The organism is Streptomyces sp. NPDC058051 (genome assembly GCF_042885475.1).
GTDB lineage: Bacteria > Actinomycetota > Actinomycetes > Streptomycetales > Streptomycetaceae > Streptomyces.
Genome location: NZ_JBHVRW010000037.1, coordinates 13,052 through 30,145, shown reverse-complemented (window position 1 = coordinate 30,145; position 17,094 = coordinate 13,052). Strand labels below are relative to the sequence as shown.

Here is a 17,094-nt window from a genome sequence, read left to right as displayed (position 1 = left end):
AGTCTCCGGTACCGATCTCCTGCTGTGCGGATCAACAGCAGAGAACCTGTGCCACGGCCTGGCTGAAGTCCCCGGTCGCGAGCGCCTTGGCCGGGATCGTGAAGTACAACGTTCCGGCGTCCCCCCAGCCCCATCCGAGTTCGGCATCCTCGGCAAGCTGGAGGAGATGCACGGCTGGGCCGTCGGCGTCGCGGGACGACACCTTGAGCGTGTACGAGGTGTCCGGCCAACCGAAGGCGCAGTGGCTCCCGGCGGTGTTCCCGTCGAGATCTCCCATCTCATCGAGAATGAGTGATGCCGCGCCCCAGTGCCGGCCCCTGTCGAACTCCACGTCTTCGTCCTCGACGTCCCAGCAGTCCGGGAGCATGGCTGCCTCAGCCGCCTGGACAGGTACAGCCGGGTAACGTCTCGCTGGTTCGGGTGCCCTCGTCTCCACTGCTCGTGACGGATCGGCGGAAATGACGCGGTATGCCGCAGACTCGGACATGTCCAGTTGGCGGTACTCCTCGTACGGCAAGTCTGGATCGAGGTAGAAGAAGTTGAGCAGGCCGGGCCGTGTGGGCAGTTCGTTGCCCAGCCAGGTAGCCAGAGCATCGGTGTCCAGCACGGCATGCAGGGACAGCGGAACCCCGCTCTGCTCGGGCCAGCAGGTCTCCGGTTCGAGGAGAGCCGGCCCGCCAAGTCGGCATTGCCCAGTGGCCTGGACAGTTCCCGCCGGGCGGACCAACTGAAAGCCTCGGCGGGCCATGGCGGCAAACTGCCGACCGGCCTTCTCGCCGAGCCGTTCTGTACATGCGCGGCTCAAACCGGCAGGGTCGTCGAACTGCATGCCAGGATCCTCTCAACCTCCGCTCGCTCTCTACCACTTGGGTGCGAGGCGCACCCCTTGCCCGCAGACAGACTCTGACATCTATGCCTGACATCAACAGCGTCGGACAGAGGCGTACATGAGCCCACCGGCCTTCCCGCTGCCGGGCAATGCCTCCCTGCCAGGGGCAACTGCGGGTCGAACTCCTGAAGCGGGTGTCGCAGGTTCGAATCCTGCCGGGGCACAACGCATTACGTTGCTGACCTGGGTTTTCTCTCAGGGAGGCGTCTCATCCGGCCTCGGACTCCTCGTCCGGGTCGTTGCGTGAGCGTGCGTGAGCGGTGCGTGAGCAGCGCGTGAGCGGACGGGGGTCGATCTCCCGAACATCACCCACCGGATCGCCGTTCTCCTGGATGCCCCAGAGGCCGGCACCGGCCGCGTGAGCCAGGGGCGCGGCACCATGACGGAGGCCGTGGAGCCGGATCGGCGGAAGTGCGACGCTTCCTGCCGCCGACCGCACCTGGGCGGGGGTCACCCATTCGACCTATGGTCACGCTGCGTATTCATTCCGTTACTATGGATGAGGAGGTGGCTGGGGCGCAGTGCCGGGCCGACGTTCCATCGGGGTTCATGGCGGGCCTGACGTCCGAGGACCTGACCCGCGTTTCTCCTGTCTGAAGCCACCGAACACCCAGGGCTCTCGGAAACCCCGCCCTGGGCTCCACCCCATGACGACTGCGAGGCAGAGATGGGAATTACGTGATCAGACGAACAGTCTGGCGGGCCATGGTGGCGCTGAGTTGCGCCGGCGCCCTGCTGGTGCCTGCCACGTCGGCCACCGCCCAGGCGGGCGAGGGCAAGCTGACGGTCAATGTGTTCAGGGAGTTCGCCGCGGCGGGCACACTCAATCCGCAGATCCAGACCGCCTTGTCCGGGGCGACCATTCGGGTCACCAGCGAGCAGTCAGGACAGACACAGACTTACCCGGTCGGTCCCAACGGGACCATCACCATCGACCTGACCACCTGGAGACGTTCCGGGGGGAAGTACAAGGTCGAGCTCATCGGCTGGCCGAACAAGTACGACCCGGCCACCGGCACCGGCTTCCTGCAGCCGTCGTTCGCCGGCACGGGGCTGTCCTCCCACCTCAACTTCGTGGACCTGGAAGACGGCCAGGACGTCACGCTCAACATGGCCGTGTGGAGTCCCGACGACTATTGCCAGGACAACCCCACCCTGGTCACGGCCTGTCAGCAGGCGGCGACCAAGCCGGGTGAGAAGACGTTGGTCACCTTCCCGTACAACTCCCGCGGTGACACCCAGGGCAATACCACCAACCCGAGGCCGATCGCCACGGTCCAGGACACCGGCGCTGTCTACGGGCTCGCCTACCGCAAGAAGGACAAGCGGATCTTCTCCGGGGCCTACGCCAAGCGCCACACCGAGTACGGACCCGGCGGCCAGGGCGCGGTCTACGTAACCGACCGGACCACCGGCGCCACCAGTCTGTTCACGACGGTGCCGAACGCGGGGACCACCACGCACAACCAGAGCAACCGAGTGGATGCCCCGTTCGCCAACCGGCCCGGCAAGGAGTCCCTCGGCGACATCGAGATCTCCTCGGACGGCTCGGAGCTGTACGTCGTCAACATGAACGACGGCAATCTCTACACCTACGACGCGACGCAGACCACTGCCACCGGTTTCAAGCGCGCACCGGTCAAGATCCCGGATTCCGCCTGTTCCCCTCCCGGCGACTGGCGGCCGATGGGACTCGGCGTGCGGGACGGCGTGGTGTACGTGGGCGGCGTCTGCTCCGCCGAGAGCACGCAGGACCCCACCAGACTGCGGGCGGTGGTGTGGACGTACGACCCCAACACCGCCACGTTCGGCGCGGCGCCCATCGTCGACGAGCCGCTGAACTACCCCCGCGATCCGGCCCAGGACCCCACGCCGGCCAACTGGAAGCCGTGGACGCAGGACAACCTGTCCCAGTTCCCCACGGGGAACATCACCTACCCGCAGCCGATGCTCAGCGACATCGAGATCGAGCGGGACGGCAGCCTGGTACTGGGATTCCGTGACCGGTTCGGCGACCAGTCCGGCCTGGTGATCCCCAACGCCAACCCCGGCGGAGGCATCGAGAGCACCGTCACGGGCGGCGACATCATCAAGGTCTGCCACAAGTCCACCGGCACCTACCACTGGGAAGGCAGCACCGACTGCCCCCGCCCCCGGGGCGGCAACGAGTGGTTCACCGGCGACACCTACTACACGGGGACCGGCCATCGGGAGACGGCACAGGGCGCGCTCGCGCTCCCGCTCCAGCAGACCACGATCGCCAGCACCGTCCTGGACCCGTATCGCACCATCAACTCCGGCGGGGTCGGGTGGTTCGACCGCACCACCGGCTACCGCGACGCGGCGCAGGACGGGTTCGGTGTCGTCTACGACACCGACGGCGGCTTCGGCAAGGCCCATGGCCTGGGCGACCTGGAACTGCTGTGTGACGAACCGCCGGTGCAGATCGGCAACCGGGTCTGGTTCGACGACGGCGGCGGCTCCCAGAACGCCCGGTACGACGAAACCCTCGGCATCCAGGGTGTGACCGTCACTCTGAAGGACTCGTCGGGGCGGGTCATCGCGACGAAGAGGACCAACGCCAAGGGCGAGTACTACTTCGACCATCGCGACGGACTCCAGCCGAACACCGACTACACGGTGGAGTTCGACAAGAGCACTGTCGACACCAGCAACCTGCCCCCCTATGTCACCTCACCTGGTGACCTGATGTGGACGCCCACCACGGGCCGTGACCCGGCGACCAACTCGGACGCCCAGCCGACCGGTGGTGACAACCAGGCCACGACCGCGGTTGCGAAGGTGACGACCGGTCCTCCCGGCTCGGTCGACCATGACTTGGACGCCGGGATGTGGGCGGGCACCTGACAGCCGCCCGTGTCAGCCGGGGATCCGGGGCGCGCCGGTATGGGTGGCCCGGATCCCCGGCTTCTTCCGTGCTCAGGAGAACAGGGGGGCACCGAGCGGACGTGCCCCGGTGAACCCCGGCAGCACAAGAAAGGTGCCGGAGGCGGTGGCCGTGGCGAAGGAGGCCAGTTCGTCGCCGTCGTCCAGGCGCTGCTGCGTCGCCACGAAGGTGCGCAGTTCACGCTGGAAGCAGATGAACAGCAGCCCGTGGTCCTCGGGTCCGTTGGCGTAGCTGTAGCCGCGCCGCAGCATCAGTCCGCTGCCTGTGCCGCTGGGGTGGGCGCGGCGAGCGTGGGCCATGGCCGGGACGAGGTACCGGCCCTGCGGGGACTTGGCGCCCAGGTCCATGGGTGCGCCCGAGCCGCCGCCGCTCAGTGGCGCCCCGTCCCCGCGACGCCGCCCGACCGCCCGTTCCTGCTGTGCGAGGTCCTGGGCGAGGAATCGCGCGGTGTCCAGCCGCAGGCGTCGCACCACCGAGACCGTGCCGCCTCCCACCCGGGGCGGGGCCGACAGCCACACCTCCTTGTCCAACTCCCTTCCGGTGCGCGGTGCGACGATCCCGTCCAGGAACCCCAGCAGATTGCGCACCGGCGCCCGCTGCCCGGCTTGTCCGGGTGGTGAGGGCGGTGCGGGGGGCCGGAAACCATGCTGCGACCAGCGCGGCGCCGCCGAGTGCTCCTGGAGCCATGCCCTCAGGGCGGCGTCGGCCAGCGTGACCGTCTGCGGGTCGGACGCGCAGACCTGGATCATCAGATCGCCGCCCCGGGCCGAGTCGGGCATCTCCTCCCGGGCGAATCCGGGCAGTGCACGTGCTCCGGGCAGGTCGCTGTCCACGGCGGCCACGACACGTGGGCCGACCCCTACGGTGACCGTCAGATCGCCCGGTGGGAGTCCGCTCAAGGCGGTAGCACCGTCCCGCGTGGTGAGAGCGCGCACGCGGGCGCCCAACTCGGCGACGAGTCTTCCGCTCAGGCGCACGAAGTCACTGTCCGGGGTGTCCGGGTGCCCGGCTCCCGGCAGTTCGTAGACCGACAGGGCCACATGCTGCTGGGGCTGCACCGGGCGGTCGACCCCGGCCTGACGGCTGCCGCGAGCGGACACGGCCACCGGCCCCGCCACCGGGGTCGCTTCGCCCCCGGAGGCCCTGACAAGAGACACCCCGTTTGGGGAAACGACCGGCCTTCCCTGCGTACCGGCCGCGTATCCGGCCATCCCGCCGACCGCCACGGCCGCCGTGCCCCCCACCAGCGCCCTGCGCCGCAACGGCCGCCGTTCCGTGCCCGATCCACCCAACTGTGCACTGTGAGCATCCATGTGAGTACTCTAAGTCAGCACCTGCTGTCCTTACGGATCGGAAAAGGCCGCACATGATGCCGCTCATCGCCCGCCGGGCACATGGCCGTTGGCGCGCCGCGACGCTGGGTGGCGCGCTGACTGCCTCGCTCCTGTGCGCTGGCTGCTCGGGAACGTCGGCCACCGACGACCACGCCCCTGGCCGCTCGACCCGGCCCGCCACCATCCGGGTGCCGGCGCAGGCGTCGACGATCAACGCGGCCCTCGACCGTGCCCGCCCCGGCGACCTGGTGCTCGTCTCACCCGGCGTGTACCACGAGAGCGTCCGCATGCGCACGGACCGCGTGGTGCTGCGGGGCACCGACCGCAACCGCGTCGTCATCGATGGTCAGGGCCGACGCTCCAACGGCATCGTGGTCACCGCCGCAGGCGTCTCCGTGGAGAACCTGACCGTCAGCAACCACCTCCTCAACGGTGTCCTGGTCACCGGCATGAGCGACGCCGACGGCGGACTCGCCCGCGGCAGCGACGGCTACCAGCACCTCGACCCGGCCCGTTTCCCTCCCCTGGACGGCTTCCGCGTCCGCTACGTCACCGCCCACGCCAACGGGCTGTACGGCATCTACGCGTTCAACGCCCGCAACGGCGTGATCGAGCGCAACTACGCTTCCGGCAGCGCCGACTCCGGCCTTTACGTGGGCCAGTGCAAGCCCTGCCACGTTCTCGTCCAGGACAACATCGCCGACCACAACGCCATCGGCTACGAGGGCACCAACGCCAGCGGGCCCATCTGGGTGCTGCGCAACCGGTTCACGCGCAACCGGGTCGGTATGACCGTCGACAGCGACTACCAGGAAGCCTTCGTACCTCAGACCGGCGGAGTGATCGCCGGCAACCTGGTCTCCGACAACAACGCCCCCGACACCCCCGAACAGGCCGACGGCGGCTTCGGGATCGGGATCGGCATCGCCGGCGGCCAGCGCAACGCGCTCCTGCGCAACCGCGTCAGCGGCAACTCACGCGCCGGTATCGTGCTCGCCTCCCACGAGGACGTACCACCCTTGAACAACCGGCTCCAGGACAACACCCTGTCCGACAACGCGGTCGACATCACCTACCAGGCATCCACCCGAGCTCCCGGCCAGGGCAACTGTCTGCAGGGCAACACGCTGCACCGCACCCTTCCCGATGACCTCCCCCGCACCGCCCCCTGTCCCGGCGGAAACAGCCGGTCCTCCGCCGCGGCGCCGCGCACCCGCACCGCCCCTCCACCGGCCGGCATCGCCTTCCTCGATGTCGCACCACCCCCCGCGCAGCCACAACTCCCGCAAGCCCGGACCGCACCCGCCGCACCCGCCCTCCATCTGCCCGGAGACGTGCACCCCGACCGCGTACCCCTCCCCGCCCCGGACCTGCTCGCCACACGCCCCGGTCAAGGTGCGGCCACACGATGACGCCTCCACACCGCCGCACCCTGCCGGTCCTTCCCGCCTGCGGCATCGCGCTGACCCTCCTGACCCTTCTCGGCGCCTCGGCCTGCACCCAGAACAAACCGCCTGCCCCGGCCACCGCCACCGCCCCCGCTCTGACCACACCACAAGCCGAACTGCTCGCCCTCACCCGGTTCACCAACTACCGGCGCGGCAGCTCCCAGGTCACAGCCGACATCCCCGTCCAAGGACACGTCGCCCGGCTCACCGGCCGCCTCGACTGGCGCAACGGAACCGGCCTCGCCATCCTTCAAAGCGGCGACGGCACCCTCGAAGCCACACGCAACCTCCTGCGCTGGAACCGCACCACCGTCTCCATGCGGCGCAACTGGACCGACCCTCTCCCCGCACGCCCACCCCGCGACGACTGGAACGAACACCCTCTCGCGGCCCAGGCTTCCGCCATCGACACCACCCTGCTTCTGCTGCTCAATCTGGCCACAGACCGCCCGGACAACGCCCAGTTGCTGCTCCACAGCGGCGCCCGCCGCCTCGGTGACGAGAAAGTCACAGGAGTTCCCGTCACCGTCTTCGCCGGCCCGTCCGCCACCACCCCCCAGGGGTCCGCGCGAGAAGCGGCCCGCACCACCCCGGGCCGTACCCGCTACTGGATCGACGAGGACGCCCGGCTCCGCCGCTTCTCGGCGCGACTGGGCGGAACCACCGACTGGCTGGTCGCCACGTTCCCCACGTGACATCCAGCCCCACTCGCCGGTGACTGGCTGTTGTCCGGTCGGAGTCGGCCCGGTGGCTGTGCGCGCGGCAGCCGGAGCCTCCATGAGACCCGGCGCGGTTCACAGGCATGCTGCGCGCGTTCTGTGAGAAACCCGATGCGCGTCTTGTGAATGATGCACGGTTCCGGAGATCATCTCGTGGCGGACGAGACCACCCGGGGGACAAAGCGGCGCAAGGACAACCCGCCCGCCATCGAAGAGCCAGCCAGCAGTCGCGGACCCCACGAACGACAGCCGAAATCCAACGCAGAAGGATGTCAGAACGTGCGCTTCGCGCAGAAGATGATCTGCATGATCGGCGGCACGGCCATGGTGGGAGCCCTGGTACTCGGCGCCGCGCCCACTGCCTCGGCGGACGACACCAGAGACAAGCAGTGGCAGAACAAGGCCTTCGACATCGACACCATCCACAAGACAGCCACGGGGAAGGGCGTCACTGTCGCGGTCCTCGACACCGGTGTGAACGGCGACCAGGCAGACCTCACCGGCAGCGTCCTTCCCGGGAAGCGCTGCAGTGACAAGAAGCCCGCAAATCAGGAAACCAAAGACAACCTCGGCACCAACCTGGCCTCGTTGATCGCCGGTCACGGCCACGGCGCCGGTAACAGCGAAGGCATCCTGGGGCTCGCGCCGGACGCGAAGATCCTCCCCGTGGACATCTTCCTGGTGGACGGCATTGTCATCGGCGAAGCGGAGACCCGGGCCTGCGAATGGGACAAGGCGATTCGCTACGCCGTCGACCAAGGCGCCGACGTCATCAACATCTCCCAGTCGCCGGACTTCACCAAGGAACTGGACCAGGCCGTCGCCTACGCCCTCGCCCACAACGTCGTCATCGTTCAGAACGCAGCCGACGACAACGTCGAGGAGGAGCAGGGTCTCGGCACCGTCCCCGGAGTCGTCCTGGTCGGCGGCTCCACAACAACCGGCGCCGTCTGGCGGGAAGAGGACCACGGCTCGAACCACTCCGAGTCCCTGATGTTCACCGCCCCCGCCAAGACCATCAAGGTCGCCGACGCCGACGGCACCTACCAGACCATCAAAGGCAACACCGCCGCCGGCGCCATCGCCTCCGGTGCCTTCGCGCTCCTCAAGGAAAAGTTTCCGGACTACACCCCCGGCCAGTTGCTCAACCGCGCCATCCAGTCCACGTACATCGCCAAGGGAGTCGACAAGTCCAAGCTCCCCGACGCGGACCACGGCTACGGCGACCTCAGCCCGTACAAGGCCCTCACCCAGGACATCGCCAAGGGCCGCGCATCCGGCCCGTGGGATCCGTCCAAGCTGCCGAAGCTGAAGGCCGACGCCTCGTCCGACAGCAGCAGCGGCACGAGCACCGCTCTCTACGTCGGCATTGCCGGCGGCGCCGTCGTCCTCATTGGTGCCATCGTGCTGATCGTCGTCCTGAACTCTCGCAAGAAGAGGAACCGCGGCGGCCCCGGCGGCCCCGGAACACCTGGTGGCTGGGCCGGTGGCCAGGCACCGTACCCGGGGCAACAGCCGTACCCGGGGCAGGCGCCCTACCCGGGGCAACAGCCGTACCCGGGGCAGGCACCGTCCCCAGGGCAACAGCCGTACCCGGGCCAGGCGCCCTACCCGGGGCAGGCACCGTACCCAGGGCAGCAGCCGTACCCGGGGCCGTATCAGCAGGCACCTCCGACGCCGGGCTCGTACCCGTCGGCGCCCGCGCAACCCCCCTACTACGGCCAGCAGTAGATGTCGTCCTGAGCACCGCATTCGCGTCTCGCGTCTCGCGCCCCGTGTCCACCTCGGACGCGGGGCGCATCCCGTTCCCGGGTGCGGGTTCGCACTGCCCGCCGGTCACGTACGTCTGCTCGGCGCTGCGGAGCTGTCCGGTCGCCGGGGCTCGGCAGCGAGCATGCCGGCGCCCCGAGCGCAGGTGCCGAACCGGGCATCGTGGGGGCTCCCATCCCGCCTTGGTGCGCCCGTTCGGGCGGTCGCTCTTTCTGCAACACTGGGCCGACCGCCGCAGGGTGGCGTCAAGAGGGGTGAGCCGTGGGAGCAACTTTTGGGGCTATTGTGCTCGGCGCGCTGTTCGTAATGATCACGCTTGCGCTGACGGGTGCCGTACTCGGCATCCATGCGCTGCTCCTCGGACGAGTCCCCGGCCGCCGGCTACAGCGGCACGTCAGACGGCCAAGGACGTGGGGGGCAGGCGCACTCCTGCTTGTATGGGGCGCATTCTGGTCCCCGAGTGCCGCGGTCATCGGAGTGGGACTCGTCGCCATCGGGTACGTACGGACACCGGCGTCTTGAACGGGCCCAGCCGGCGATGACATCAGCGGCTGACACCAACGGGCTCGTCCGTCGGCGAATCCCGGCGGATTTGCCCGGCAGGTAGACGCAGCACGGGATCCCATGGGCCATGGTGCGTGGTGCCCATGGACCGACCTGATAAGGATGGGGCCAGACTCCACCGGCCGCGAATGAGCCTGTACGCCCGTTCTCTCTGCGGTCCCAACGGCCGTTGGGACCGCCCTCCCGCTGGGGCGGCCCTCCCGGATGAAGTCCCACTGGCGCATGGGGCTGGAGGCGGAACTGCGGAAGGGGCGGCCGTGCATGGCTGGGTGGAGGACCAGCGGTGGACACCGGCCCAGGTGTCCACCGTGGTTGCGCGGCGTTTTCTCGTGGCGCCACCCCGGGCCAAGACCTCAGGCGCTGTTGACGCAGGCGTTGCCCGTCGCCGGGTTGAGCACTCCGATGACGTTCACGGTGTTGCCGCACGCGTTGACCGGGATGCTGATCGGCGCCTGGACGACATTGCCGGACAGCAGACCGGGCGAGCCCGTCGCGGTCCCCACGGCTGTTACTTTCTTGTTGACGGTCAGGGTCGCCGGGTCCGGGAGATTCAGGCCGACCGTGGTGATCCCGTCAGGGCGGTTGACGTGGGTTCCCGCCTTGCGAGCAGTGACATGCACCGTGACCGTGCAGGACTTCTCGCCGGCGGCCAGGTCGCCGCCGTCCAGAGCAATCGACGAGCCCCTTGCCACCGCGGAGACCGTGCCATTGCCGCAGGTCGTCGACGCTTGCGGTTCCGAGGCCACTCTCACACCTGCGGGCAGGCTGTCGGTGAAGCCGAAGTCGCTCTTCGCCGCCAGCTCACTGGTGTTCGTCACCGTCATGGTCAACGTGGACGTACCACCCTTGTCCATGGTGGCCGGACTGAACGCCTTGTCCAGTTGCGGAGTCGCGTCCAGGATCCGAATGTTGTCGAAGGCGTGGTCGTTACCGAACCAATCGCCTTGCCCATTGAGCATCTTGATGCCCAACTGGCTTTCGTTGAACAGTACGGCCTTGTTGCCGGCGAACGCCCCGGCCTTCAACCCGCTTCCTGCGGGGTAGGACTCCGAGTTGGGGTCGGTGCAGGGATTGATGGGGGTGGTGAAGGTCGGAATGTCTGACCCGTTTCCGGTCAGATAGAACTTCAGCAGCGGATTCGCTTGGTCGCAATTCACGGCGGCTACGTCCACTGCGAAGGTGATGTAGCGGTTCGGCTTCGCCATCGGGATCGGCTTCTCGGTCCGGAACTCCACCCGATCGGCACCAGGGGACACCCAGCTGGTGTAGGCCGCGACCACGTGATTGGTCGGCGGATTCGTTCCACCCACCTGCCCCAGCGCATTGGCCATGTCCTTCAACAATGACGGGCAGTCGGGCTGATCAGCGCCGGTCTGGTTGAGGATGATGCCGTTGCACTGTCCGTGGTCAAGCCATGAGGGATCGGCCGTGTACGTCTCGTTCAGCGGTGGAGCGCCGACGTAGTTCTCCAGGAAGACCGGAGTCTCGCCCGCGTTTTCGAAGTCTTCGGCGAACACCGTGAGCGGGGCCTGCGGGACTCCCGGAGTGCCGGGTGCACGAAGGACGTTCACGCCTGCCGGGACCACCAGGGTCCGGGCTTGAGCGGCCGGCAGAGCACTCACGATCGCAAGTGTCACCAGGGACACCGATGCGGTGCGCGTGCGCCAGGAAACATTCACTGCAGACATTTCCGCCACCTCTTTTCCGATCACCACGGCGTGCAGACAACGGTGGACGTGGGCAGACATGGCGCAGCCCAGACCATTATGGCTATGCACCCCTAAAGTCAGGTCGTCGAAATTTCATCATAAACACCCCGGAAATCAGGCGGCCGACGATATCGACGATTGCATGTTCACCGCATCGGTCGAACCGAGAATTAACCATATGAGTACATGCCGAAATTCCATAAATAAAACGCTTCTTGCCGGCGGGCCGGGTCTCAACTATGACCTGTGGCCACCGCCTGATCCTGCGTCGGGAGGAACTCAGCCCTCGCATCCGTTCCCCGCAAGCAGTGAACATACGGAATGCGTGGCAGAAGGGGGAGGCCGTGTCTGTGGCGTTCAACGAGGAGACGCGCGAGCTCTCGCAGAAGTACCTCGGCGAGGACCCGCCCGCCGAGTCGTCCGGGTGACTCCGCAGAGGATCTCCGGCTTCTCTGTCTGAAGCCGGCAATCGGAGTCGACGGAAGCGCCTCGATCCGCAACGCTGTTGTTGTAACCGCATTCCCCTATGAAGAGTCCCACGGCGACCGTGCCGCCGCCGAGTTCGGAGTTCGGGCAGTGCTTTTCCACGTCACCCGCAGCGAACTCGCCGACATCTTCGGCGAGGACCGGCTCGCGACCCTGCCCGCCACGGGGGACGGCCGCCGCGCAGGGCCCTGTCACACCCCACGGCTACATTCCTGGCATGACCACCGCGAATCCGCTTCGGAAGATCCCCGACGTCAACCTGAGCCTCGCGATCCTCAGCCGGCTCATGGATCTGGGCACGGTGCCGCTCTTCGAGGTCCCGGCACCGGAAGACGTCCACGAATGCGACGACGAGTGCGACGACGACTGCGCGGACTGGGTCGACCATCCCAGTGAGTACGAGTACCGCAAGGAGGTCGCCCGGGCACTGCTCGACCTTCCCGTCACGGCGGAGCAGTGCGCCACCCTGCGCGAACTGAACTGGCACACGTCGTCCAAGGCCATCTCCATGATCTGGAAGTACTGGGACGGCGAGTGCGACACGTTCAGCGTCCGGTCGCTGGACGGGATCAGTGCCGCGCTGCCCGCTCTGGAAGCGCTGCGCCTGGAACTGAACGAGGTCACCGACCTGACGCCGCTGACCCGTTGCGGGCGTCTGCGCGAACTCGCTCTGGTCGGCGGTTACGACAACGAGGCCGACCTCGCGCCGCTGTCCCGGGTCGGCTCGCTCCGGACTCTGTCCCTTGCGTCCAGAACTGTGCGGGATCTGAGTCCGCTGACTGTCCTGGAACTTGAGCACCTCACCCTCGACGGCTGCCACGACGTCCGCTCCAGGAACGTCGTCGATCTCGCCCCGCTGGAGCACATGCCGTCGCTGCGGACGGTCAACTACCGCCGGTTCGTTCGCACGCGGGGTGACGAGCACCCGGTGCTCACCGCGTTCGACAACGCCCGGGTCATCGAGTCGCTGGGAGAACGCGGCGTCACCCTCGCGTTCGAGTGAGAGGGCATCGCATCGCCGCTCGGCCCGCGACGCGGCCGTACATCGTCCGCGAGTACCACCGGTCCCCATCCGCCTGGCGCCGTCCCACCTTGTGAGGAGCCTCCCGGCCTTTCGAGGAACCTCCCGGTCTCGCGCGGAACCTCCCGGCCTTGCGCGGAACCTCCCCGGTGATGCGCGGAGCCTCCCCGGTGATGCGCGGAGCCTCCCGGCCTTGCGAGGAGTCTCTCGGGTGCCCTGCTCCCGGCGGGCGGTAAGGTCCGTGGAATGCCGAAGCTCAAGGTCAGCGTGATCGTTCCCGTCTACAACACCGGGAAATACGTCGACGAGTGCGCGCCGTCGCTGCTCGGGCAGAGCCTGCCGGCCGACGCGTACGAGGTGATCTACGTCGACGACGGGTCGACGGACGACACGCTGAGCCGGCTGGAGAAGATCGCGGCCGCGCATCCGAACGTCCAGGTGCACACCCAGCCGAACTCGGGATGGCCGGGCGCGCCGCGCAACCTCGGGATGAAGCACGCCAAGGGCGAGTACGTGCAGTTCGTCGACCACGACGACACGCTCGGGCCCGAGGCCCTTCAGCGGCTGTACGAGCACGCGAAGCGGAACGACGCCGACGTGGTGCTCGGCAAGATGTCCAGCACGATGGTGCGGCCCCGGCGGCTGTTCCGGCACACGGTGGACGCCTGCACGATCGAGAACGACGAACTGATGCAGAGCATGTCGCCCCACAAGATGTTCCGGCGCGCTTTCGTCGAGGAGCACGGGCTGCGGTTCCCGGAGGGGCCATGGATCCTGGAGGACCTGTCCTTCGTCAGTGCCGCCTACCTGAAAGCGGAACGGATCTCGATCCTCGCCGACTATCCCTGCTACTACTGGATGAAGCGGGACGACGGCGGCAACAACACCCAGCACCGGTTCAGCCCGCGGCACGGGTTCTGGCCCAACTGCCGCAGCATCATCCGTCAGATCAAGGACGGCACCGCCCCGTCCGATGACGTCGACGCGTTGCAGAACCGTCTGCTGCACCGGCTTTACCACGTGGAGGTCCTCTCCCGGACCCGTGAACCCGAGATCCTGCGCGAGGACCCGGCCGAGCAGCGGCAACGCTTCGCGACGGCCCGGGAGGTGGCGCTCGAAGAGTTCCCGGCGGCTGTGCGGGAGGGGCTGCCCGCGGTGTCACGGCTGCGGGCCGAGTTGCTGGAACGCGGCGACTTCGACGGGGCGGTGGCGCTCGCGGAGCGCGTCCGCGAGGTGAAGGCCCGCAGCGAGGTCGGTGGACTGCGGTGGGAGGACGGCTGTCTGGTCGCCGATGTGACGCTGGACCTGCTGCGCGGGGACGGCGAGCCGCTGGACCTCGTCGAGCGGGACGGGAAGTGGTGGCTGGATCCGGCGCTGCTGGACGGTGTTCCGGGGGCGGGGAGCGGGTGGGAGGTCCGCGATCCGTTCCGGCTGGCGTACGCGGAACTGGTGGTGAAGGACCGGGACCGGGAGGACTGGTGGTACCCGGACAGCGAGTTGGAGGTCCGACTCCGGCCGGCCGGGGAAGGACGTGCGCGGCTCGTCGCGTCCGGGCGGCTCCGCATCGACCCGGAGCGGCTGGCCGGCGGCCGGCCGCTGGAGCGCGGGGTGCACGACGTGTGGGCGTACGTCCAGCTGCTGGGCGTCGACCGGATGGTCCGGCTGACGGGCGACGGCACCGCGGGCAGCCCGGCCGCGGGTCCGGCGCTGACCGGCGGGCGGCTCGCCCTCCCGTACTGGACGGGCAGCGGCCAGCTCGCCCTCGACATGGACCAGCGCCAGCGCAGGCTGGGCCCCGACACGGCCGGTGCCGCCGCCGCGAACACCGCACGCGGCGGGCGGTCGCTCCCGCTGCCGTACGTGGCGGCACAGTCCGACGGACCGGTTGCCGTCAAGGTCACCGTGTCCGCCCTGCCGGTCACCGCCGAACTGGTGCCCGCCGCCGACGGGTCGACGGCGCGGCTGCGCCTCCCGGCCCGCCTCAAGCTCCCGGCCGGACGCCACCCGGTCACTCTCCCGAAGGCGGACGCCCCGGTCGCGTACGCCGTCGTCCGCGACGGCGCCCTGCTCCGACTGGAGGGTCCGGCGTACGAGGCCGACGCCGGGCGCCGGATCCTCGACGCGGTCGCCGACAACCGCCAGGTCCGGCGCGTACGGCGACGGCTGGGCCGGTCCGGCTGAATCCTCAGCCTGACGGTCACCGCCGACCGCCCGGCCCGGCCGCGGCCCCGGGGACGCTACCGACCCGGGAACGCGGGGCCGCTGCCGACCCGGGTCGCTGCCGCCCCGGGGACGGGTGCTGCCCCAGGGCCGCTGCCGCCCCGGGCCCGCGCCCGAGGTCAGCGCAGCTCCTCCGGGCACGGTGTTCCGGGTGACAGCTGGTAGGGCGCGGCCAGCCGGTACACGCCCGGTCGGGGGGCGAGCAGTTCCGTCCACTCGTCGCCGTCCTCGTCCTCCTCGACCTTGATCAGACAGCCGTTGGTGTTGACGAAGGTCCGCGGGGTGTCCTCGTCCTCGCGCTGCTTGGACTCCTCGGTCTCCTGCGGACGCTCCACGCTCTTGCCCTTGTCGTCGACCAGGGCGAGCCAGCGCGAGTACGGGATGCGGATCAGGATCCGGCCGGCTTCCTTCACATGGATGGTCAGCTCGCCCGCCTCGGCCCGGTCCACCGTGGCCGGCGGATCCGCCATCGGCACCGGGCTGTCGACCTCGAAGAGCCGCCAGTTGGCGTCCGACCAGATCGGCTCCAGATACGGCAGCCCCCGGCCGACCAGCTCCGCCTCCTGCTCGGCGCCGTTGGAGTCCGGATTCCCTCTGGGCAGCACCACGTAGTGCACCGCCCAGCGGTCGAGCCACTGACGGTAGTTGCCGCTGTTGAGGGTGTCGTCGTAGAAGAGCGGGTTGCGCTCCATGTCCGCCTGCCGGTTCCAGCCACGGGCGAGATTGACGTACGGGGCGAGCGCGGACGCCTCCCGGTGGCTGCTCGCGGGCACGACCTCGACCCTGCCGCGCTCCGCCCCGGCCTCCTGCAACTCGTTGACGAGAGGGGCCAGCTCACGCGTCCAGGAGGCGGTGGGGGCGGTCCGGACGATGTCGTCGACGCCCTTGAAGCCGATCCAGAAGTTCATCCCGGCGAACGCGAGAACCAGCGCGTACCAGCGGCGGGAGCGCGGTTTCGTGTACGGCATCGCGGCGAGCAGCACCACACCGGCGAACAGCATCGCCATGCGGGTGACGTTCGAGCCGATCTGCGAGTCGATCACATAGGTGAGCAGCGTCCCGACGCCGTACACGGCGGCTGCGGCACGGACCGTGTTCCAGTCGCGCGGGACGAGGACGAAGACGAGGACCGCGAAGACGAACGGCAGCGACAGCGTCGCGATCGACATCGGCTGCGTACCGGAGAACGGGAACAGCCACGCGGACAGAGCCACGACGGCGACCGGGGCCAGGCCCAGCGCGTACGCCCCGGGGCGCCGCTTGTTCAGGAAGAGCGCGGCGGCGACCACGCCCAGGAACAGTCCGGCCACGGGGCTGCTCGCCGTCGCGAGCCCGGCGAGCGGGGCGGCGACGGCCGCCTTCGCCCACCGTTTGTACCGCCAGCGGTGGGGCCAGCAGAACACCGCCGCCACGGCGCCCAGCGCGAACATCATGCCGAGCCCGAACGTCACGCGCCCGGACAGCGCGTTGCACAGGTACGCGAACACTCCGGCGAGCGAGCAGGCGAGTGGATTGCGGACGGCCCGGACCCGGACCAGGATGAGCGCGGTCAGGGCCGCCGACACGGTCCCGGCGATCATCATCGTGGTACGCACGCCGAGCACGGACATCAGATACGGCGACACGATGCTGTACGAGACGGGGTGCATGCCCCCGTACCAGGCGAGGTTGTACGCGGTACCGGGATGCCGGCCGACGAACTCCGCCCAGGCGTCCTGGGCCGCGAGGTCGCCGCCACTGTTCGCGAAGAAGAAGAACCAGAGCACGTGGGTGACTGCGGCGGCTGCCGTCGCGATGGTCACCGGGTGCCGCAGCAGCCGCTCGGCGCGGGCGCGCCGGGACGGGGCGCTGTGCTGCTCGGGAGGGTCCGGGACGCGCGTCGCCGTCCGTGTGCCGCCCCCGCTTGTGGCGGTACTGCCCGTCACGCCGCTCCGGCGGCTTGCGCCGGTGCTGCCCGTGCTGCCGCTCCGGCCTCCGCCGGTGCTGCCCGTCATGTCCCTGTTGTCGGCCGCCCCATGGCCGGGTT

At 69.0% G+C, this 17,094-nt stretch carries 10 protein-coding genes; 6 read left to right on the top strand and 4 right to left on the bottom strand.

Going from position 1 to position 17,094, the window contains the following annotated elements; genetic code table 11:
• Nucleotides 1–31: 31 nt before the first annotated feature.
• Entirely contained in the window at nucleotides 32–829 is a 798-nt protein-coding gene (locus ACFVUT_RS34910; RefSeq protein ID WP_389659722.1) for a DUF1963 domain-containing protein, read from the bottom strand.
• A gap of 738 nt (nucleotides 830–1,567) precedes the next feature.
• Here ACFVUT_RS34910 and ACFVUT_RS34905 point away from each other — a divergent pair.
• The gene (locus ACFVUT_RS34905) at nucleotides 1,568–3,757 is read left to right on the top strand and encodes an SdrD B-like domain-containing protein (protein WP_389659717.1); all 2,190 of its coding nucleotides are present in this window, start codon (nucleotides 1,568–1,570) and stop codon (nucleotides 3,755–3,757) included.
• Nucleotides 3,758–3,829: 72 nt separating this feature from the next.
• Here the strand turns inward: ACFVUT_RS34905 and ACFVUT_RS34900 are convergent, their stop codons facing one another.
• On the bottom strand, nucleotides 3,830–5,110 hold the full coding sequence (locus ACFVUT_RS34900) for a Dyp-type peroxidase (protein ID WP_389659714.1): 1,281 nt from the start codon (nucleotides 5,108–5,110) through the stop codon (nucleotides 3,830–3,832).
• 53 nt (nucleotides 5,111–5,163) lie between these two features.
• Between ACFVUT_RS34900 and ACFVUT_RS34895 the strand changes: the two genes are divergently transcribed.
• The 3 genes from ACFVUT_RS34895 to ACFVUT_RS34885 all read left to right on the top strand — a co-directional run bounded on the left by ACFVUT_RS34895 (nucleotide 5,164) and on the right by ACFVUT_RS34885 (nucleotide 9,029).
• The gene (locus tag ACFVUT_RS34895) at nucleotides 5,164–6,543 is read left to right on the top strand and encodes a right-handed parallel beta-helix repeat-containing protein (protein WP_389659711.1); all 1,380 of its coding nucleotides are present in this window, start codon (nucleotides 5,164–5,166) and stop codon (nucleotides 6,541–6,543) included.
• A complete protein-coding gene (locus ACFVUT_RS34890; RefSeq protein ID WP_389659708.1) occupies nucleotides 6,540–7,274 on the top strand; it encodes a hypothetical protein in 735 nt (244 codons plus the stop codon). The genes ACFVUT_RS34895 and ACFVUT_RS34890 overlap by 4 nt, the downstream gene beginning before the upstream one ends.
• Before the next feature lie 303 nt (nucleotides 7,275–7,577).
• Nucleotides 7,578–9,029: a S8 family serine peptidase gene (locus tag ACFVUT_RS34885; RefSeq protein ID WP_389659705.1), complete on the top strand. Its 1,452-nt coding sequence runs from the start codon at nucleotides 7,578–7,580 to the stop codon at nucleotides 9,027–9,029.
• Between the two features lie 956 nt (nucleotides 9,030–9,985).
• On the opposite strand, the gene ACFVUT_RS34880 is transcribed toward ACFVUT_RS34885, so the two are convergent.
• Nucleotides 9,986–11,380, bottom strand: coding sequence for a chaplin (locus ACFVUT_RS34880; protein ID WP_389659702.1), 1,395 nt, complete (start codon nucleotides 11,378–11,380; stop codon nucleotides 9,986–9,988).
• Nucleotides 11,381–12,044: 664 nt separating this feature from the next.
• Between ACFVUT_RS34880 and ACFVUT_RS34875 the strand changes: the two genes are divergently transcribed.
• Nucleotides 12,045–12,830: a DUF6892 domain-containing protein gene (locus tag ACFVUT_RS34875; protein ID WP_389659699.1), complete on the top strand. Its 786-nt coding sequence runs from the start codon at nucleotides 12,045–12,047 to the stop codon at nucleotides 12,828–12,830.
• Between the two features lie 264 nt (nucleotides 12,831–13,094).
• A complete protein-coding gene (locus tag ACFVUT_RS34870; protein ID WP_389659697.1) occupies nucleotides 13,095–15,029 on the top strand; it encodes a glycosyltransferase family 2 protein in 1,935 nt (644 codons plus the stop codon).
• Nucleotides 15,030–15,187: 158 nt separating this feature from the next.
• Here the strand turns inward: ACFVUT_RS34870 and ACFVUT_RS34865 are convergent, their stop codons facing one another.
• Nucleotides 15,188–17,062: an MFS transporter gene (locus tag ACFVUT_RS34865; RefSeq protein WP_389659770.1), complete on the bottom strand. Its 1,875-nt coding sequence runs from the start codon at nucleotides 17,060–17,062 to the stop codon at nucleotides 15,188–15,190.
• Between the last annotated feature and the right edge of the window lie 32 nt (nucleotides 17,063–17,094).